At 62.3% G+C, this 19,254-nt stretch carries 18 protein-coding genes; 12 read left to right on the forward strand and 6 right to left on the reverse strand.

Translation table 11 applies throughout. The features are described from left to right. The first annotated feature begins 135 nt into the window (after positions 1–135). The 3 genes from DFR37_RS11195 (at position 136) to DFR37_RS11205 (ending at position 2,466) form a co-directional block, all read left to right on the forward strand. A complete protein-coding gene (locus DFR37_RS11195; RefSeq protein WP_113933477.1) occupies positions 136–1,056 on the forward strand; it encodes a branched-chain amino acid transaminase in 921 nt (306 codons plus the stop codon). Positions 1,057–1,095: 39 nt separating this feature from the next. Then, positions 1,096–1,305 (forward strand): zinc-finger domain-containing protein, encoded by a 210-nt coding sequence (locus DFR37_RS11200; RefSeq protein WP_113933320.1) that lies wholly within the window; start codon positions 1,096–1,098, stop codon positions 1,303–1,305. Between the two features lie 69 nt (positions 1,306–1,374). Further along, complete coding sequence (locus tag DFR37_RS11205) at positions 1,375–2,466, forward strand: YheT family hydrolase (RefSeq protein ID WP_242341820.1); 1,092 nt, start codon at positions 1,375–1,377, stop codon at positions 2,464–2,466. Positions 2,467–2,506: 40 nt separating this feature from the next. Here the strand turns inward: DFR37_RS11205 and DFR37_RS11210 are convergent, their stop codons facing one another. The 3 genes from DFR37_RS11210 to DFR37_RS11220 all read right to left on the reverse strand — a co-directional run bounded on the left by DFR37_RS11210 (position 2,507) and on the right by DFR37_RS11220 (position 5,442). Continuing rightward, positions 2,507–4,006 carry a beta-barrel assembly-enhancing protease gene (locus DFR37_RS11210; RefSeq protein ID WP_242341819.1) on the reverse strand — a complete coding sequence of 500 codons (1,500 nt, stop codon included), beginning with the start codon at positions 4,004–4,006 and terminating at the stop codon, positions 2,507–2,509. Position 4,007: 1 nt separating this feature from the next. After that, positions 4,008–4,874, reverse strand: coding sequence for a cytochrome c oxidase assembly protein (locus tag DFR37_RS11215; RefSeq protein WP_113933321.1), 867 nt, complete (start codon positions 4,872–4,874; stop codon positions 4,008–4,010). A 100-nt stretch (positions 4,875–4,974) separates the two neighbouring features. Continuing rightward, positions 4,975–5,442, reverse strand: coding sequence for a TM2 domain-containing protein (locus DFR37_RS11220; protein WP_113933322.1), 468 nt, complete (start codon positions 5,440–5,442; stop codon positions 4,975–4,977). 80 nt (positions 5,443–5,522) lie between these two features. Here DFR37_RS11220 and DFR37_RS11225 point away from each other — a divergent pair, with 80 nt between their 5' ends. The 7 genes from DFR37_RS11225 to ruvB are packed head-to-tail and all read left to right on the forward strand — an operon-like array spanning position 5,523 to position 11,918. Beyond that, the gene (locus DFR37_RS11225) at positions 5,523–6,695 is read left to right on the forward strand and encodes an FAD-dependent monooxygenase (RefSeq protein WP_113933323.1); all 1,173 of its coding nucleotides are present in this window, start codon (positions 5,523–5,525) and stop codon (positions 6,693–6,695) included. Between the two features lie 45 nt (positions 6,696–6,740). Then, entirely contained in the window at positions 6,741–7,760 is a 1,020-nt protein-coding gene (gene dusB, locus DFR37_RS11230) for a tRNA dihydrouridine synthase DusB (RefSeq protein ID WP_113933324.1), read from the forward strand. A 32-nt stretch (positions 7,761–7,792) separates the two neighbouring features. After that, positions 7,793–8,032, forward strand: coding sequence for a helix-turn-helix domain-containing protein (locus DFR37_RS11235; RefSeq protein ID WP_113933325.1), 240 nt, complete (start codon positions 7,793–7,795; stop codon positions 8,030–8,032). Positions 8,033–8,058: 26 nt separating this feature from the next. Beyond that, positions 8,059–9,654, forward strand: coding sequence for a bifunctional phosphoribosylaminoimidazolecarboxamide formyltransferase/IMP cyclohydrolase (purH, locus tag DFR37_RS11240; RefSeq protein ID WP_113933480.1), 1,596 nt, complete (start codon positions 8,059–8,061; stop codon positions 9,652–9,654). Further along, positions 9,654–10,199 carry a crossover junction endodeoxyribonuclease RuvC gene (ruvC, locus tag DFR37_RS11245; protein WP_113933326.1) on the forward strand — a complete coding sequence of 182 codons (546 nt, stop codon included), beginning with the start codon at positions 9,654–9,656 and terminating at the stop codon, positions 10,197–10,199. Before purH ends, ruvC begins: the two co-directional genes overlap by 1 nt. Positions 10,200–10,222: 23 nt before the next feature. Next, a complete protein-coding gene (ruvA, locus tag DFR37_RS11250; protein ID WP_113933327.1) occupies positions 10,223–10,798 on the forward strand; it encodes a Holliday junction branch migration protein RuvA in 576 nt (191 codons plus the stop codon). 52 nt (positions 10,799–10,850) lie between these two features. Beyond that, the gene (ruvB, locus tag DFR37_RS11255; protein ID WP_113933328.1) at positions 10,851–11,918 is read left to right on the forward strand and encodes a Holliday junction branch migration DNA helicase RuvB; all 1,068 of its coding nucleotides are present in this window, start codon (positions 10,851–10,853) and stop codon (positions 11,916–11,918) included. Between the two features lie 96 nt (positions 11,919–12,014). Here ruvB and recQ read toward each other — a convergent pair whose 3' ends face one another. The 3 genes from recQ to DFR37_RS11270 all read right to left on the reverse strand — a co-directional run bounded on the left by recQ (position 12,015) and on the right by DFR37_RS11270 (position 17,008). After that, positions 12,015–13,853, reverse strand: coding sequence for a DNA helicase RecQ (gene recQ / locus DFR37_RS11260; protein WP_113933329.1), 1,839 nt, complete (start codon positions 13,851–13,853; stop codon positions 12,015–12,017). A 133-nt stretch (positions 13,854–13,986) separates the two neighbouring features. Further along, a complete protein-coding gene (locus DFR37_RS11265) occupies positions 13,987–15,144 on the reverse strand; it encodes a fimbria/pilus outer membrane usher protein (protein ID WP_113933330.1) in 1,158 nt (385 codons plus the stop codon). Positions 15,145–15,226: 82 nt separating this feature from the next. After that, positions 15,227–17,008 (reverse strand): ClcB-like voltage-gated chloride channel protein, encoded by a 1,782-nt coding sequence (locus DFR37_RS11270; RefSeq protein ID WP_113933331.1) that lies wholly within the window; start codon positions 17,006–17,008, stop codon positions 15,227–15,229. Between the two features lie 106 nt (positions 17,009–17,114). Between DFR37_RS11270 and DFR37_RS11275 the strand changes: the two genes are divergently transcribed. Both DFR37_RS11275 and DFR37_RS11280 read left to right on the forward strand, forming a co-directional pair. Continuing rightward, the gene (locus DFR37_RS11275) at positions 17,115–17,816 is read left to right on the forward strand and encodes a response regulator (protein ID WP_113933332.1); all 702 of its coding nucleotides are present in this window, start codon (positions 17,115–17,117) and stop codon (positions 17,814–17,816) included. Positions 17,817–17,818: 2 nt separating this feature from the next. Further along, positions 17,819–19,252: an ATP-binding protein gene (locus DFR37_RS11280; protein WP_113933333.1), complete on the forward strand. Its 1,434-nt coding sequence runs from the start codon at positions 17,819–17,821 to the stop codon at positions 19,250–19,252. Positions 19,253–19,254: the final 2 nt, after the last annotated feature.

Consider the following 19,254-nt stretch of genomic DNA (forward strand, 5'->3'; position numbering starts at 1 on the left):
TGGCTATCAGGCTAAGCCCTACAGTGTCGTTAATTTTCCACGAATTTCCGGGTGGGGACGCTCGCCGGCGGCACCGGGCCGCTACTGCGCCGCCCTACCGCTTGGTACAATGGCTGCTCTTTTTGGGAGAACATTATGTCGATGTCCGATCGGGATGGTTTTATCTGGTACGACGGCAAGCTCGTACCCTGGCGCGACGCCACAACTCACGTCCTGACCCACTCCCTGCACTACGGCCTGGCCGTCTTCGAAGGGGTGCGCGCCTACAACTCCGACCTGGGCACCGCCATATTCCGGCTTGAAGAACATACCACCCGCCTGTTCAATTCGGCCCACATCTACCAAATGAAGATTCCCTTCGACCGCGAAACCATCATGCAGGCGCAGCGCGAAGTCGTGCGCCGCAACGCGCTCGACTCCTGCTACATACGGCCCCTGGTCTTTTACGGCTCCGAAAAAATGGGTGTCTCGCCCCGGGGCGCACAGGTTCATGTAGCCATCGCCGCGTGGGCGTGGGGCGCCTATCTTGGCGAGGACGCCTTGAAGCAAGGCATCCGCGTCAAGATATCGTCGTACGCGCGCCAGCACGTCAATGTAACCATGCCGCGCGCCAAAGTCGCCAGCACCTATGCCAACTCCATCCTGGCCAATGCCGAGGCGCTGGACCACGGCTACGACGAAGCTATTTTGCTCGACACCGACGGCTTCGTGGCCGAGGGTTCGGGCGAAAACATTTTCATCGTCAAGGACGGCGTCCTGTACGAACCTGAAATTGCGTCGGCCCTGACCGGAATCACCCGTTCTTCGATCCACGCCCTGGCGGCAGACCTGGGCATCAAGATCGTTACCCGGCGCCTGACCCGCGACGATCTGTACATTGCCGACGAAGCCTTTTTCACAGGCACCGCCGCCGAAGTCACTCCCATCCGCGAAATCGACCAGCGCATCATCGGACAAGGCAGCCGCGGCCCCGTCACCGAAAAATTGCAAAAAGCGTTTTTCGATGCCGTGCACGGGCGCAACGCCAAGTATCATCATTGGTTAAGCAAGGTCTAAGCTTCCATCCGCCAAACCATCTTCCCAGCAGGAACCACCATGAGCAGTGCAGCCCCCTCTTCTCCCCACGACGACGTCATCCTCGTCGAAGCCGCCGACTTGCCGGTGTATTGCCCCGGCCCCAAGGCCCCGCTTTGGTCCATGCATCCGCGCGTGTATATCGAACTGGCCAAGGCGGGCAAGGCTTCTTGCCCGTACTGCAGCGCAACCTACCAATTGAAAGAAGGCGAACAAGCACACGGGCATTGACGCTTTCATTTTGCAATCCGGCCGGGCCCGCGCCCCGGGCCTCTTCCTCTTCTCCATGAATTACGGCCAGTGACCGCCCAGATCGATTCCTCCGCCTGCCCTACACCGTTGTGGCTGCCCAACTGCCATGTGCAGACGATGTACGGCGCGCTCGCAGCGCGCTACCACAGAATCTCGTTCGTGCGCGAACGAGTCGACACGCCCGACGGCGACTTCATCGATTTCGACTGGGTCGGCCCAGGCCTGTTTCCCGAAAAAACCGCCGGCAACGTCGTCTCGCACGAAGACCCCGGCCTTTCCAACACGGCCGCACGCCGCTGGATGCAGGAAGCCGACTGGGCCTGCCTGCCGAACGCGCCCGAAACGCCCGCATTGATCCTGTTCCATGGACTGGAGGGCAGCAGCAAAAGCCACTATGCCCAGGCCATAGCCCAACACTTTCGCGCACGCGGATGGATCGTCGTGATCGCCCATTTTCGCGGCTGCTCGGGCTATGTGAACCGCATGGCGCGGGCTTATTACTCGGGCGACTCGGACGACGTCGGCTTTATGTTCGACACGGTGTTTGCCCGCGTGCCGCAAGCGTCCTGGCACGCCGCGGGCGTCTCGATGGGCGGCAACGCCATGCTGAAGTACCTGGGCGAACAGCACGGCACCGCGGCACGGCTTGCCGCTTGCGCAGCAGTCTCGGTGCCGCTGGACCTGGTGGCCGGAGGCAACAGCCTGTCCGACACCATTATGGGACGCTATTTCTACAGCCGCTATTTTCTTAAAAGCATCAAGCGCAAGGTATTCGAAAAAGCCAAGCGCTTTCCCGGCACCATCGACACCTACAAGCTTGGCGGCGTACGTACGATTCGCGAGTTCGACGATATGTACACGGCCCCCATGCACGGCTACAAGAATGCGCTGGATTACTGGACGCGCGCCTCCAGCAAGCCCTGGCTGAAAGAACTGACGCTGCCCACGCTGGTATTGAACGCCCGCAACGATCCTTTCGTGCCCGAGCCTTCGTTGCCCGGCACCAGCGATTGCTCGGATACGGTGCTACTGCATCAACCGGCCGAAGGCGGCCACGCGGGTTTCATCACGGGATCATTTCCGGGCCATATCGGCTGGCTGCCCGCCCGCATGGCCCGCTATTTCGAGACCGGTCTTTAAGGCCAGCCGCTTAAGCCGGCCGGCGCAAGCGCCGACAGCATCAAGACTTGAAACGTTCGAGCAGTTCGCGGTCGGCCTTGAGCTTTTGCTTGATGGTTCGAATCTGCACATCAAGCTCGGACTGTACATAGAAGTCCTTGCTCATGCTTCTGGCCTGCGTCAGTTGCTCGACGGCGGTCGGCAAGGCGCCTACCTTCACGTAATAGTCGGCCATGGCGCGGCGGGCCTGCACGGGCTGGCCCAGCTTTTCGTGGCTTTGCGCCAGTAGTTGATTAAAGCGCGGTTCATCCGGCCATTGTTCAATACGCTGCGTCAAAAAAGGCACGGCTTCTTTATAGCGCCCGCTTTTTTGCATGGCCTCGACCATGGCCAGGGCCACTCCCTGGTTTTGCGGCCAGCGCGACCAGGCTTTGCTGGCCTGCTCGTATGCGGGCTCGGGCCGTCCCTGGTCCAGCGCCAGCAATACCCCCAGGCTGGAGAGCTCGGGCGCGATGATGCCGCTTTTGCCCGCGTTTTCCAGCGCCGATTGCGCGCCGCTGAAGTCCTTGTTCAACCATGCGGCATAGGCCTGGCCATACCAGGCTGCCGATTGCGCGACGCCGGAAGCATCGGCGACCTCTTGCTTGAACGATTGCAATGTCGCGCGCTGGGCGCGCGAATCACGCGCCTGCAGCACGCGCAGCTTGGCCCGCACATACCAATATGCATCGCTGTCGCGATGATGCACTTTGGGCGTTTCGCGAACCCGGTTTTCAATGTCGGACATGCGCTGTATGGACAAGGGGTGCGTACTGGCATATGAACCGCCGCCCGTGCCCTCGTTCAGCCGCGATGCATTGGAAAGCTGGTTGAACATTTCGACCATGCCGTTCGGGTCGAACCCCGCCTTGCGCAGCATGTCGAAACCCATGCGATCGGCCTCTTGCTCGGCTTGCCGGGAAAAACCCAATTGCCTGTCGACCGCAGCCGCCTGGCCGAACGCAGCCACCCCCATGGCCAAGTCGCCGCTGCCGGCCAGCGCGGCCAGCAAAGCGCCTGCCACCGAGGCGATCATGATGTGGCTGTTTTGCGATTGTTGCGTCATGCCGCGCGCCACGTGACGTTGCAGCACGTGGCCAATTTCGTGGGCAATGACCGAGGCCAGTTCGGATTCGTTCTTGGACGAAGCGACCAGACCGCTGTGAATGCCGATATAGCCGCCCGGCAAGGCAAAAGCGTTGATTTGCGGATCGCGTATGGCAAACACTGTAATCGGTTGATGCGCACCCGGCGCCGTGGCAACCAGCTTGCGGCCCAGCGCCGTCAGGTACTGATTGACGTCGGGGTCGTTGATATAGGTGGGATCGCGCCGCCCCTGCTCCATGATGGCATCGCCCAAGGTGCGCTCGAGCGCGGGCGAAAGATCGGCCGACGAAGCCGCCCCCATGCTGGGGATGCCCATGGGCTGGGCCTGCACCGCCGCAGTACCCAGCATCGCCGCCAGGGCCGCCCCGCGCAACACGGTCAATGGCATCCAGGAAAGCGGGCGGCGAACGAACATGTCAGACTCCTTGGGTGGCGGCCTGTTTCGGCGCCTCCGCGCGCCGCCGTCGTTTGTCGGGCAAGCGACCCTTGCCGGAAAGGCGCATCATGGTACCCAGCGCGAACAACAGGCCGAAGGTCTCGATAAACCCGGCCAGCACCCACATCGTAAGGCCGCCAATGCCCTGGTCGGTAACCGCCGACATGCCCGGTATGGCGCGGCCGCACAGATCGAAGACGGGATACAGGTCGTACTCGGTAAAGGTAATGACGGCGCCGACCACCATCTGCGGCACCATGGTGATGACCGGCGAAAGAATGCGCGCGCCCGGCGCCATGACCGCGGGCGGGCTGGGGCGGCGGTCGAGGATGAGGTTCCAATACATGAAACCGCTGATCACCACCGACCAATTCATCAGGCGGTACAAACGCCAGTCAAGCATGGAATAGAACTGCACGCTGGGAATCAGCCACACCAGAACCAGGAACACGAACAAGAACGGCACGAAGTACTTGTTCGTAAGCAGGCCGATTACCAGGCGCCCGGCGCCGGTACGGCAGAAGTCGCGCAACCGGATTCTTAGCGGCATGGGCAAGCCCGCGCGCAGCACCTGGCCCGGGTATGCGCCCATGATAAGCAGCGGCCCCAGATGGTGCAGCACCAGATGCTGGATGCGGTGCGCAAAAAACAGGCGTTCAGCGTAGTAGTCGACACGCGTATGCAAGGACAAATACAGCAGGACCAGGCCCACCCAAAACAGCCCCTGGCGGGCCATGCCCACGCGGTGCACCCGCACGCCGCGCACATAAAGCACGGCGGCCACGAAAAACATTGACAATAGGGCCGGAGAAAACTCCCAGGGCGTCAGCCAGCCGATCAAATCCATCGGTAAAAAGTCCAAGAATCAGGTTGGTGCCGGTTGCAGGCAATCCGGATAAGTTTACACGGAGCGAAACCGGCAAGGCGCATGGCGATATGAAGACGAACTACAGAACCAGGCCGTCCAGCCAGCCCAGCGCAACATACACATGCATGACGATCATGGCAATGCCGAACACCAGTATGCCGCTGCCGAAAAGCGTTACCCCAATGGCCACCAGCACCGGCCCCCAGCCGGTAACGGTCTGCCGCCCCGATTTCGGGTTGTATCGGGCGTCGAATTTTTCGTCGGGCTTCAAGGCAAAAACCAAAGCCTCGATAAAGCCCGCCGTAGCGGGAATGATCAACAATAGAAACGGAGGATTGTCCCACCATACTGGGTAAAACTGCACCAGCACGATCAGCAGGCACGGCACGGCGGTTGCCGCCCAGGCCCAGCGCCGGCCCAGATACCACCAGTGGGCGCCGACCACGCCAAACACCGCCGCCAGCAGGGAGACAGTAAGCTTGCTGAAATGCCTGGCCGTATTGCCAGGAGTTGATGCCGGATTTACCGGGGCTTGCGACGCGATCATGCCAGATCCTTCCTTGCGCGCCGGACAGCGCGCCAAAAAAACTTACAATCCTATATATTGTAGTTGAGCTGGGGAAAGCCATGGATGAACCGGAATTCGATATCGCCATCAGCGGCGCGGGCCCCGTCGGCAGCGCGCTGGCGTTGCTGCTGGCACGCCATAGCGCCGCCCCCGAACGCATTGCCCTGATCGGCAAGCGTTTCCACCATTCCGATGCTTTGCCCCAGGCCCCGGCACCAAACAGCGAACCCGACCCGCGCTCCATGGCGGTCAACCACGGCAGCCGCCAGTTGCTGGAAGCGCTGGGCGCCTGGCCGTCGCGCTGCGCCAGTATAGAAACCGTCCATGTGTCGCAACGCGGCCGGCTGGGACGCACGCTTATCCAGCACGACGAAATGGGCGTTCCCCGGCTGGGCAGCGTCGTGGCCTATACAGATCTGCAGATAGCGCTGCACAAGGCTGTCGCTGCCAGCGGCGTCACCCTCGTCCAGGCCCCTCATGTGCGCACGCTGGCCGCACGGCAAGTGCACCTGAACGCCTCTGGAAGAGACATCGTCAGCACGCTGGCGGTACAAGCCGACGGCAGCCAGCCCTCGGGGCTGAAGCGCGAATACGGTCAGCATGCCGTCCTGGCCACCGTGCGGGCCAGCCAGCCCAAAGCGCGCTGGGCCTACGAACGCTTCACCGACCAGGGGCCGCTGGCCTTGCTGCCCCATCCCGGCGGCGCCGACTTGTATAGCGTAGTGTGGTGCTGCGCCCCCGAGCACGCCGAGCAATTGCGGCGCATGGACGCCCAGGCTTTCAATACCGCCTTGGGCGCCATGTTCGGAGACAGGCTGGGCGTACTGAGCTGCGTCGGCCTGCGCCATATCTTTCCTTTGGCGCTGCATGCCGGACCGCTGTTGGTCAATGCGCGCACCGTCGCCATCGGCAATGCGGCGCAAACCTTGCACCCCGTGGCGGGCCAGGGCCTTAACCTGGGACTGCGCGATGCGGCGCAGCTTGCCCAAGGCCTGGCTCCCTGGCTAGGCCGGCCCGGGCGGGACCCCCGCCCTTTGCTGGAAGAGTTCGCACGCAGCCGGCGTCCCGACCGTTGGCTGACAGCCGGCATCACCGATTTTTTGCCGCGCATTTTTTCCACTCGAAATACCCTGGTCGAACATGCCAGCGGCGCCAGCCTGCTGGCGCTAGACCTGTTGCGGCCTTTGCGCGCGCCGTTGGCACGCCATTTGCTGCAAGGACTGCGCACCTGAAGCGGCCGGCCAGCACAACTTGCCCCGGGCGGTTAAAATCCTTCGATGCGCATTGGTTCCTGGCTCCTTCCCAACCCTGTTTTCGTCGCCCCCATGGCCGGGGTGACCGACCGCCCCTACCGGCAGTTATGCAAGCGGTTGGGCGCGGGGTATGCGGTTTCCGAAATGGCGGCCAGCAACCCCAAGCTGTGGAACAGCGTCAAGACATCCCGGCGCCTGGATCACGACGGCGAAATAGACCCCATCGCCGTGCAAATTGCGGGGGCTGACCCCGACATGATGGCCGAGGCCGCGCTGTTCAATATCAAGAAAGGCGCGCGCATCATCGACATCAATATGGGCTGCCCGGTAAAGAAAGTATGCAATGTCGCATCGGGATCGGCCCTGCTGCGCGATGAAACCCAGGTTGCAAGAATCCTGGCCAGCGTGGTCCAGGCCTGCCGGCCCTACGACGTACCGGTCACACTGAAAACCCGTACGGGCTGGGACCGGGACTCGCGCAATGCCGTGCGTATCGCCGCCCTGGCCGAAAGCATAGGCATCGCAGCCTTGACCTTGCATGGGCGCACACGCGCCGACCTGTACCAGGGCAAAGCCGAATACAATACTATCAAAGAAGTAAAGCAGTCAATCGGTATCCCAGTAATTGCCAATGGGGATATCGATAGTCCCGAGAAGGCACAATTCGTACTACAGTACACGGGGGCCGATGCAATCATGATCGGTCGGGCCGCGCAGGGCCGCCCCTGGATTTTCCGCGAGATCACCCATTTCCTTGAAACAGGAACGCACAGAGCGCCACCCACAATCGGCGAGTTGCGCAATTACCTGCTAGAGCATCTGGAAGATCACTATCGCTTTTATGGCGAATTCACCGGTGTACGATCTGCACGTAAACATATCGGCTGGTATCTGGCCGGCATGCCCGACAGTCAAGCGCTGCTGGACTGCATCAACAATACCGAGAACACCACGGATCAAACCCGCGCGCTGGAGCAATGGTTCAACCGCCAAGTTCCCGAAACGCCGGTCTCGACCATGCCTGCGCCAGCGCCGGCAGCCTGAATCCGTGCACAACAACTATTTATTTATCCACTATGAGCACCATTAATCTCCTGGAACAGTCCGTTCGCGACAACCTTGAACGTTATTTCGACGACCTGGGCGAATCCCAGCCCCATGACATCCTGGCCATGGTCGTCCAGTGCGTCGAGCGCCCTGTGCTTGAAGTGGCGCTGCAAAAATCCCACGGCAACCAATCCAGGGCTGCCGAGATCCTGGGCATTACACGCAGTACTTTGCGCAAAAAGCTCCAGGCACACAACATTCAACCTTGATTCCCGTCCTACTTTTGCCTTCCAACATGAAAACCCAAACAGCTTTGCTCTCGGTTTCCGATAAAACCGGTATTGTCGAATTCGCCCAGGCGCTGGCCCAGCGCGGCGTGCGCCTGCTTTCCACGGGCGGCACCGCCAAACTGCTGGCCCAGGCCGGCCTGGCCGTTACCGAAGTGGCCGAGCACACCGGTTCGCCCGAGATCCTGGACGGCCGCGTCAAGACCCTGCACCCGCGCATCCACGGCGGCCTGCTGGCCCGGCGCGACAGCAAAGAGCATCTGGCAACACTGGACGAACACGGCATCGATCGCATCGATCTGCTGGTGGTGAACCTGTACCCGTTTCGTGAAACCGTCGCCAAGCAAGGCTGCACTTTTGCCGACGCGGTCGAAAACATCGACATCGGCGGCCCGGCCATGCTGCGCGCGGCCGCAAAAAACCACGGCAGCGCCGAGGGCGGTGTCACCTGCGTCATCGACCCGGCCGACTACGTCCGCGTACTGGAAGGCATCGACAGCCCAGCCGGCGAACCTTCTTACGCCTTGCGCCTTGAACTGGCAATCAAGGTCTACGCCCATACCGCCGCCTACGACGGCGCGATCGCCAGCTACCTAAGCAGCCTGGCCAGCGCCGAACCCAGCCAGGAAGCCGCGCCCGAACGCACCGCCTGGCCGCATACGCTTACTGTGCAAGTGCGCCAGCACCAGGTGCTGCGCTATGGCGAAAACCCCCACCAGTCGGCCGCCTTCTATGTCGACCAGCCTCTGGGCGCCGGCCTGCTGGGCAGCTACCGCCAACTCCAAGGCAAGGAACTTTCCTATAACAATATCGCCGACGCAGACGCGGCATGGGAATGCGCGCGCAGTTTCGATACCTGCGCCTGCGTGATCGTCAAGCATGCCAACCCCTGCGGCGTAGCCGTCGACGCAACGCCTGTGCTGGCCTACCAGCAGGCCTATAAAACCGACCCCACCTCGGCCTTCGGCGGCATCATCGCCTTCAACCGCCCGGTCGACGCCGCAACCGCCAAGGCCATCACCGAACAACAATTCGTCGAGGTCCTGCTGGCACCCGGCTACTCGGCCGATGCGCTGGCCATTTTCGCCGCCAAGAAAAACGTGCGCGTGCTTGAGATCCCGCAAGGCGACGCCCACAACGCGTTCGACATCAAGCGCGTGGGCGGCGGCTGGCTGGTGCAGAATCCGGACGACCACCAGGTTTCGTCGGAGGACTTCAAGGTTGTTACCGAAAAAGCCCCCACCGAACAGCAAATGCGCGACCTCGCCTTTGCCTGGAAGGTCGCCAAATACGTCAAGTCCAATGCCATTGTGTTTGTCGCCGGCGGCATGACACTGGGCGTGGGCGCGGGGCAAATGAGCCGTATCGACTCGGCGCGCATCGCCTCCATCAAGGCCGAAAACGCCGGCCTTAGCCTGGCCGGCTCGGCTGTGGCGTCCGATGCGTTCTTCCCGTTCCGCGACGGCCTGGATGTGGTCGCCGAAGCCGGCGCCACTTGCGTCATCCAGCCTGGCGGCAGCATACGCGACGACGAAGTCATCGCGGCCGCCAACGAACGCGGCATCGCCATGGTCTTCACGGGCGCGCGGCATTTCCGCCACTAATGCGCATACTGGGAATCGATCCGGGATTGCGGCGCACCGGCTTTGGCGTCATCGACGTTCAAGGCATGCGCCTGCAATACGTAACCAGCGGCACGATAGTCGTGCCGTCCGACCTTCCCTTGGCGCAGCGCCTTAAAGTCATACTCGACAATATTCGCGAGGTAGTCCAAAGCACATCGCCCACCGTGTCGGCGCTGGAAAAAGTCTTTGTCAACACCAATCCGGCGTCCACCCTGCTGCTGGGGCAGGCGCGCGGCGCGGCCATGTGCGCGCTGGCCGACAGCCAGCTTCTGGTACACGAGTACACCGCATTGCAAATCAAGAAGTCGGTGGTCGGCAACGGCCATGCCGCCAAAGAGCAAGTCCAGCACATGGTGCAGCGCCTGCTGCAGTTGGACGGCCTGCCCGCCGCCGACTCGGCCGACGCGCTGGCTTGCGCCATATGCCATGCCCACGTGGGTCCGCTGGTCGAACGCCTGGCAAACAGCGGCGGCCTGGCCGGCGGCAAAACCGTACGCTTGCGCGGCGGACGCCTGACCAATTAACTCTTTAGCGCAAGGATGACCCGATGATAGGACGCATTACCGGCACCCTGCTGGAAAAAACACCGCCCACCGTATGCATAGACGTCGGCGGCGTGGGCTATGAAATCGACGTGCCCATGAGCACCCTGTACAACTTGCCCGAGATGGGCGCACAGGCCACCCTGTATACCCATCTGGCCGTGCGCGAAGATGCGCATACCTTGTACGGATTTTCCTCGGCCCAGGAGCGCTCTACGTTCCGGGCCTTGATCAAGGTAACCGGCATAGGAGCGCGCACCGCGCTGGCCGTGCTGTCGGGCATGACGGCCGACGAATTGGCCAGTGCCATTACGCAACAGGAAACCGGGCGGCTGACCCGCGTTCCGGGCATCGGCAAGAAAACCGCCGAGCGCCTGCTGCTGGAACTGCGCGGCAAGCTCGGTCCCGACTTGGGCACAACTACCGGCGGTGCGCTTTCGGGCCGTGACGACATCCTGAACGCGCTGCTCTCGCTGGGCTACTCGCAAAACGAATCGCAGTCGGCGCTCAAGAGCCTGCCCGAAGGCGTGGAAGTGGCCGAAGGCATACGCCTGGCGCTCAAGTCCCTGGCACGGGGCTGATCGTGTACGATAAGTTCAGTTCCAGTCGGAATAACGACATTATCAGATAACCATGGCCATACACTCCGACCCCCTATCCAGTATTGCGGCCGGCGCCGCCCGCCTGGTCACGCCGCAAAGCGTCTCACCCAACGAGGACTCCGTCGAGCGCGCCTTGCGTCCGCGCATGCTCAACGACTACGTGGGCCAGCAACGGGTGCGCGAACAGCTCGAAATATTCATTGCCGCCGCCAAAATGCGCGAAGAGTCCCTGGACCACGTGCTGCTGTTTGGCCCGCCGGGCCTGGGCAAGACCACGCTGGCCCACATCATCGCCCACGAAATGGGGGTGCAACTGCGCCAGACCTCCGGCCCCGTGCTGGAACGCCCAGGCGACCTGGCCGCCCTGCTTACCAACCTTGAACGCAACGACGTACTCTTCATCGACGAGATCCACCGCCTGTCGCCCGTGGTCGAAGAAATCCTGTACCCGGCGCTTGAAGACTTCCAGATCGACATCCTGATCGGCGAAGGGCCGGCGGCGCGCAGCGTCAAGATCGACCTGCAGCCGTTTACCCTGGTCGGCGCCACCACCCGCGCCGGCATGCTGACCAACCCGCTGCGCGACCGCTTCGGCATTGTGTCGCGGCTGGAGTTCTACAACGCCGACGACCTGACCCGCATCGTTACGCGCAGCGCCCATTTGCTGAATGTCGACATTACGCACGAAGGCGCCATCGAAATCGCCCGCCGCGCGCGCGGCACACCGCGCATAGCGAACCGCCTGCTGCGCCGCGTGCGCGACTACGCCGACGTAAAAAACGGCGGCATCATCAGCATCGAAACCGCCAATGCGGCGCTCAGCATGCTGGAGGTCGATCCGCAGGGCCTGGACTTGATGGACCGCAAGCTGCTCGAAGCCATCATCCATAAATTCGACGGCGGGCCGGTAGGCGTGGACAGCCTGGCTGCGGCCATAGGCGAAGAGCGCGACACCATCGAAGACGTGATCGAACCTTATCTTATCCAGCATGGCTATCTGCAGCGTACTCCGCGCGGGCGCATGGCCACGAAGACCACCTGGCGCCACCTGGGCCTGAGTCCGCCCAAAACAGGCGACACGCCCGATCTGTTCGAATAATCGGGCGGGCCGGATCGAGCACCCGCGCCGCAGGGCGCAGTTGCCGCGCGAAAGCCATGGCTTCGCGTTGCGGCCCCGGCCTGAAGCAAAAGCTATTTAATCGTGGGGGACCGCCATGTGCACGCAGCGCAACAGCTCTTCGCCATAGGCCTCCAGCTTGCGTGCGCCCACTCCGCTGATCTGGCCCAGCTCGTCTATCGACGACGGACAGCGCTCGGCCACTTCGCGCAACGTCGCGTCATGGAAAATGACATAAGCCGGAACCCCATGATTGCGGGCCACCTCGGCGCGCCAGGAGCGCAAGGCTTCGAAACGCAGCTGGGCTTCTGGCGCAAGCACAATGTCGCTGCGCTTGGCCCGCGACGAGCTGCGGTCCGCCCGGGCTTTTTTCTCGGGCTCGCGCCGGAACATCAGCGTTGCCTCGCCTTTCAATACGGCCCTGCTGCCGTCGGTAAGGGCCAGTGTGCCGTAGCCTTCGTGGTCCACGGCCAGCAGGCTTTGCGCCAACAACTGGCGCAGCACGCCGCGCCAGGCTTGCTCGGAAAGGTCCGCGCCTATACCGAAGACCGTCAGGCTTTCGTGGTCGTACTGCTTGATGCGGTCGGTAAGTTTGCCGCGCAGAATGTCGATAAGGTGTCCGGCGCCGAAACGCTGGCCCCGTTCGCGCCAAAGCCGATAGACCGCCGACAGGATTTTTTGGGCGGCCACCGTGCCGTCCCAGGCTTCGGGGGGTTCCAGACAGGTATCACAATTGCCGCAAGGCTCGATGGCCTGATCGAAGTATTCCAGCAGGCGCTGGCGCCGGCAAGCCACGGTTTCGCACAGCCCCAGCATGGCGTCCAGCTGGGCGCCCAGGCGGCGCCTGAAGATTTCTTCACCCGGCGACTCGTCGATCATGCGGCGCTGCTGCACCACGTCCTGCAGGCCGTAGGCCAGCCAGGCCGTCGCCGGCTCGCCGTCGCGGCCGGCCCGGCCGGTTTCCTGGTAATAGCCTTCGACCGACTTGGGCAGGTCGATATGCGCAACGAAACGCACGTCGGGCTTGTCGATGCCCATGCCAAAGGCAATCGTGGCCACCATGACCAGGCCGTCCTCGCGCAGAAAGCGGGATTGGTTGGCCGCCCGGGTGGCGGCGTTCAAGCCCGCATGGTAGGGCAAGGCCTCGATGCCGTGGCTGCACAAGAACTTGGCCGTGTCCTCGACCCGGGCGCGCGAAAGGCAATAGACAATGCCGCAGTCGCCCTGGTGCTCGGCCTGTATGAAAGCCAGCAACTGGCGCTTTACTTCGTTTTTCTCAACGATGCGATAGTTGATATTGGGCCTGTCGAAGCTGGCCACGAAATGCTGGGCGCCGGTCAAGTTCAGGCGCTGCGCGATCTCCCGGCGCGTTACCGTTGTGGCCGTGGCGGTAAGCGCAATGCGCGGCACGTTGGGCCAGCGCTCGGACAAAATGGAAAGTTCGAGATACTCGGGACGAAAATCATGCCCCCATTGCGATACGCAATGCGCTTCGTCGATGGCGAACAAGGCTATCGTGCCTTGGGACAGCATGTCCAGGCAACGGTCGGTAAGCAGGCGCTCGGGCGCCACGTAAAGAAGATCCAGCTGGCCCGACATGAAAGCCTGTTCGACTTCGCGCGCGGTGCGCCAGTCCTGGGTGGAATTCAGGAATGCCGCACGCACACCCAGTTCTAGCAAGGCGTCCACCTGGTCTTGCATAAGGGCGATAAGCGGCGAGACCACGACGCCGCAGCCCTTGCGCACCAAGGCGGGAATCTGGTAACAAAGCGACTTGCCCCCGCCCGTCGGCATAAGAACCAGAGCGTCCCCGCCATGCACCAGGTGTTCAATAATGGCATGCTGATCGCCGCGGAACGAGTCGTAGCCAAAAACCTGCTGCAGGGTATCTAGGGAAGCGTTATCGGATAAGGACATTCAACAGTGAAATCAGTAAGCCGGGCCGCGGCGGTAAAAACGCGCATGCCCTGAAGGACGGGACAAAGCTTGCGCTTGGGCTCGTGGTCGGGAAAGCCATTTTAGCCCGCCCGCCGCGCGGGGCAAGCCCGCACTAATACAAGGGCACGGCAAATCCCAGGCCGATGCCGTAATCGCCGCTGATCAGTTCGCGTTCGGTCCGCAGCGAAATGCGCAAATTGGGGCTGTACCAGAACTGCTGGCTCAGGCCGAACTGCTGCTTGACCGGCCCGGCGGCCGAAGACAATTGCTCGAACGTACCGTTCAACACTCCCCAGCGTCCCAGCGACAGCTTGGCCGACCATAAATTGCGGCTGCGCCCGGAATCCAGGGTAAAGTCGCGGTAATTGGCCAGGTCGGAATAGCCGCCCGTGCGCTGCTCGTGCGTCCAGCTCAGGTTAAGCGAGTCCAGGACATCGGCCTCGTAGCCGATGCGATAGCGCCAGCCCTCATTGAAATTGCGCTTGGCCTTTGCCACGCCGGCCTGCCAGGCTCCCCACCCTTTGGTGGCATATTTGCCGCCGATGCCGCTTACCACCATCTCGGGCGCCCATTGCATTTGGGTTTCCACCGACAACTGCTGGCTGAGGCCATAGCTCAAAATGCTTTCGCCCGCCGTGGGGCCGTAGGTCAGCCCACCCTGCTTGCCCGGTTCGCCGGAATAATCCAGCGCCCCCAGCATCACCGAGTACCTCCAGCTGCCTTCCCCTTCAGCCTGGTCGGTCAAGGATTGCGACAAGGAGACGCCACCCAGCCGCACCCTGTCGCCCAGCACAGAGACATTGGACCAGCCGTTGCCCAGCACCAGCCTGGTGCCGTCGGCGCGGGAATAGCGCCAATTCTCCGTGCCCAGCGTCCAGGTATCGGTATTGCCCGGCGCCATGAACGACAGCTGGCTGCGCCTGCCTTTGACGATGCCAGGCTTGCCCGCCATGGGGCGCAAAGGCGTCCAACCCCTGATATAGGAGACATCCACCGGGGAAATTGCATCGAACGCGGGGATCTGCGAATTGCCGACGCCGGGAGGGTCGATAGGTCCTTCGCCCATGTAGGCCAGCGGCTCGGGCAAGGGCTGCGGCGGATCGATGTGGTCGATGCGGACCGCATATGGCTGCGAAGGCGCCAGGCCGCGCAAGACCGGACTGAGCGACAAACGGGGGGCCGATTCAATAGAGTCGGCAAGTGACTGGGCGCACGCGGCGTTCGCGACAAAGAGCGCCAGCACACAACTTTTAAGCAAAAACGAAGACATATCCACAACTAACAGAGAACAGAGAGTCGACCGAGGACTGCCGCAGCCTCAAAGCCTTGAAGCAGCCTCGATCGGTTTTTATTCAGGTGCGCCTGGACGAAGCATCGAGCAGCCCTTCGCCGCTTTGATCCAGCGATTTTTTCAGGGCGGAGTACTGCTCGAGCAACGACGATTTGTACACTACGCCCAGCAGCACCGGCTCGTCGCCGCGGCTGACCACCGGCAAGCGCTCGCCCTGGAACTTCACGAACTGGTCTTGCGCCTCGTCCAGTCCCATATCGGCGTACAGGGTTTTTACGAAGTCCAGCCGCAATACGTCGCCGGCCCGCTTATCCTGCACAGCGCCGTGCACCAACAATAAACTGGTCAGATCCTGTTGCGCAATCACGCCTTGGTAAATATTTCTTTCATTGACCACATACAGATACTTTACGGGATACTCCATAAACATCTGCAACGCTTCCTGCACCGGCGCGGTAGTCGCAATAACGGTCTGGGCCGGCCGCACCAGTTCGGCCAGCTTGGTATGGCGCAATTGCCTGCGCAGGACGATGTCGCGCTCGCGGGCAAGCGTCACATCGTACATGGCTACTTCGGCAATGGCCCGCGAGACGAAGTGCGCCAGCACGCAGGCCAGCATCAGCGGCACCACGACTTGATAGCTCAACGTCATTTCAAAAATCATGAGTATGGCCATCAGCGGCGCGCCCGTAGCCGCGCCAAGAAATGCTCCCATGCCCACCAGCGTAAAAAGATAGGGCGAAACGGCAAGGTCGGGCCAGGCCAGCAAGATAATCTGGCCGAACAAGGACCCGAAGGCCGCCCCCACGAAGATGGTCGGGGTAAAAACCCCGCCAACCGCGCCCGACCCAACGGTAAATGCCGTGGCGGCCACCTTGCACACCAGCATCAGGACAACAGCCTGCCAGGCCCAAGGCTGGTGCAGCAGGGACACCACGACGCTATAGCCGTTGCCAGCCACACTGGGCATGAACACCAGCAAGCCGCCCAGCAGCAAGCCGCCCAGTCCCAACCGCAAAGGCAGCGGCAGTCCCAGCCGGCGAAACCCTTTCCGGGCAAGGTCAAGAAATCTCAGGAATTGAGGGGCCAGCACCCCCGAGACGATGCCCAGCAGAACGAAGGGTAGTATATGAGCCGCGCTGAACGCCGACCCGCTCTCGATGACCGGATAGGTGACATGGTAATGCCCTACCCAGCGCATGGTGGCGTTGGACAAAGCCGCCGCAATAAGCAACGGGCCGACGCTTTGAATGGCCATCGTACCAAGCACGATTTCGGCGATGAACAACGCACCGGCCACGGGCGCGCCATAAGCCGCGGCAACGCCGGCCGCCGCGCCGCAAGCCACCAGCAGGCGCAAGCGGGATGTATCGAAGGACGCAAAACGGCCAATCGCCGAAGCGCTAAGCGAAGACAGATGCACCATGGCGCCCTCGCGCCCGATGGAACCGCCCGACGCCACCGAAGAAAGCGAAGACAGCGACCGCAATAAACCCTGCCGTATCGACAGACGCCCATCGCCGATGGCAACCGCTTCCATGTAGTCTGAGTTGCTGCTTGCCTTTATCCTGGCCGCCCAGGCCAGCAGCATTCCAGCCGCCACGCCGCCCAGCATGGGAAACACGACCCGCCCATACCATGGCAGCGCTTGCATTACCCCTACGATGGACCCCTGCGACCCTGTAAAAAGCCGCTGCAGCAAATAAATGCCTTCATGGAAAAGAACGGTGGCCAAAGCTCCCAGCACTCCCACCACCGCCGCCCATATCAGCATGGCTGGCGAGGCGGACAGCCATTCGTACTCCTTCAGACGTTGGCGCACGGCGCCCAGCACTTCACTCATTCATATTCCACGGCAAATATGCACTTTCGAGCGGACGCCGGCCATAGGTATTTCAGTGTATTTCGTACGGCTTGCCAGCCAGTGCGGCAATGGGCACACTTACACTATGGACGACACCCTAATCAAAGTGCTGGTTGTCGATGACGACCCGGCACTACGGCAATTACTGGCCGACTATCTTAACCGGCATGGCTATGATACGCTTTTGGCGCCCGACGCCCGCGATCTTGAGTCGCGCATCCAGCGTTTCAGCCCCGACCTTATTGTCCTTGACCGCATGCTGCCCGACGGCGACGGCGCCGACGCCTGCCGCCGCCTGCGCCAGCTTGGCGAGGACATCCCCATCATCCTGCTGACGGGGCGCGACGAGACCGTGGACCGCGTCATCGGGCTGGAGGCTGGCGCCGACGATTATCTGGGCAAGCCCTTCGATCCGCGCGAACTCCTGGCGCGCGTCGAAACCGTGCTGCGCCGTAAAAAGGGCGCCTCCGCCTTCGTCAAAGAAAAACCGGTGGCATTCGGCCCCTTCATCTTCGATCCGGCTGCACGCCAGCTGTCCAGGAACTCGGAACCCATAAAGCTGACCGGCGGCGAAGTGAATTTGCTTGAAGCGCTTGTCAACAACGCCGGCAAGCCTTTGTCGCGCGACCGCCTGCTGGCCCTGGCCCGCGACGACGACGAAGGCGAACGCAACGACCGCGCCATCGACATCGCCATTTTGCGCCTGCGCCGCGTCATCGAAGACGACCCCAAACAACCTCGCTGGATACAAACGGTCTGGGGCGTGGGTTATCGCTTTTCGCCCTGAGCATGCCCAAGTTACCGCGTTTACTCTTTTTGCGATCGCTGCATGCCCGGCTGATCTTGCTGACACTGGCAACCATTTTCCTGGTGCAGGCGGCAACGCTGGCAACCGTCACTTTTTACCGAAAAAAATTCACCAGTGAAGTCACCGTGGAAGTGGTTGCCACCACCATACGCACGGTGCGAGCCGCGCTGGCCGAAGTGCCGGCCGAACGGCGCGCCGACTTCGTGCGCCAGGCCTCTCATAACGAATGGAATCTCTGGTCGCGCGCCACCGCGCAACCCCGCGGCGAGCGGCAAGCCGACGCGCAGGAGCAAAGTGAAAAAGTCGAACAGCCCGCGCCGCTGCCGCGCGATATGCGCCGCGACCTGAAACAATTCATTGATGCCCTCAACGCCAAGCTGGATGACGGCACCCGCGTGGGCCTGTCGCGCGGCCCTGTGCCCCGCTTGTATATTTCGTTGATTCCCGACCCGGGCGCGAAGAACGCAACGACCCGCAACCGCCGTTTCAACGACGAAGACGCCAGAAGAAACCGCGAGTGGCTGGTGATCCCGCTGGACCGTATCGCACCGCCGGTGGCCACACCCGTCATCCTGGTGTGGCTGTCGGGCATGGGACTGCTATTGCTTATTTCAGCCGCTTTTTCGTGGCATATAACCAGGCCCATGACCCGCCTGGCCCACGCCGCCGACCGGCTCGCCGCCGGGCAGCCCGAACGGGTGGAGCCCTCCGGGCCTACCGAAACGCGCATTCTGGGGGAACGCTTCAACGCCATGCTCGACGCCCTGGCTGAATCGAATGCCGTACGCCATACTTTGCTGGCAGGGCTGCCGCACGACTTGAAAGGACCTTTGTCGCGCATGTCGCTGCGCATCGAAATGATCGATGACTCTTCCTTTAAAGATGGAATGCGCCACGACATCCAGGACATGCAGCGCATGGTCGACCAGTTCATCGGCTTTGTGCGCGGTACGGACCCCGCCACCTACCGGTATGCCGAGCTGGACCTGGCCGCCTGGTTGGAGGAGCAAATAAGCGCATGGGAAAGCACCGGCAGCGACGTCCGGCTGCGCGCCACCGTGGCTTCGCCGCTGATGCTCAAGGCCGACCGCCTGGCGCTGGGCCGGCTGCTGGACAACTTGATTACCAACGCCATGAACTATGCGGCGCCGCCCATTGAAATAACATTAAGCGCCGACGAGCGCAACGCCGTGCTCACTATCACAGACCACGGCCCGGGCATCCCCATGGAACGGCGCACGGAGGCGCTACGGCCTTTTTCGCGCCTGGACGACGCCCGCACGCTGACCGGTTCGGTCGGCCTGGGCCTGGCGCTGGCGCACGCCATAGTGCAGGCCCACGAAGGCACCCTGGTCCTGGGCGATGCGCCCTGGGGCGGCCTGCAAATAACGATTACGCTGCCGCGCAGCGCCTAGCG

It is taken from the genome of Eoetvoesiella caeni, from assembly GCF_003315175.1.
Taxonomy (GTDB): Bacteria; Pseudomonadota; Gammaproteobacteria; order Burkholderiales; family Burkholderiaceae_B; genus Eoetvoesia; species Eoetvoesia caeni.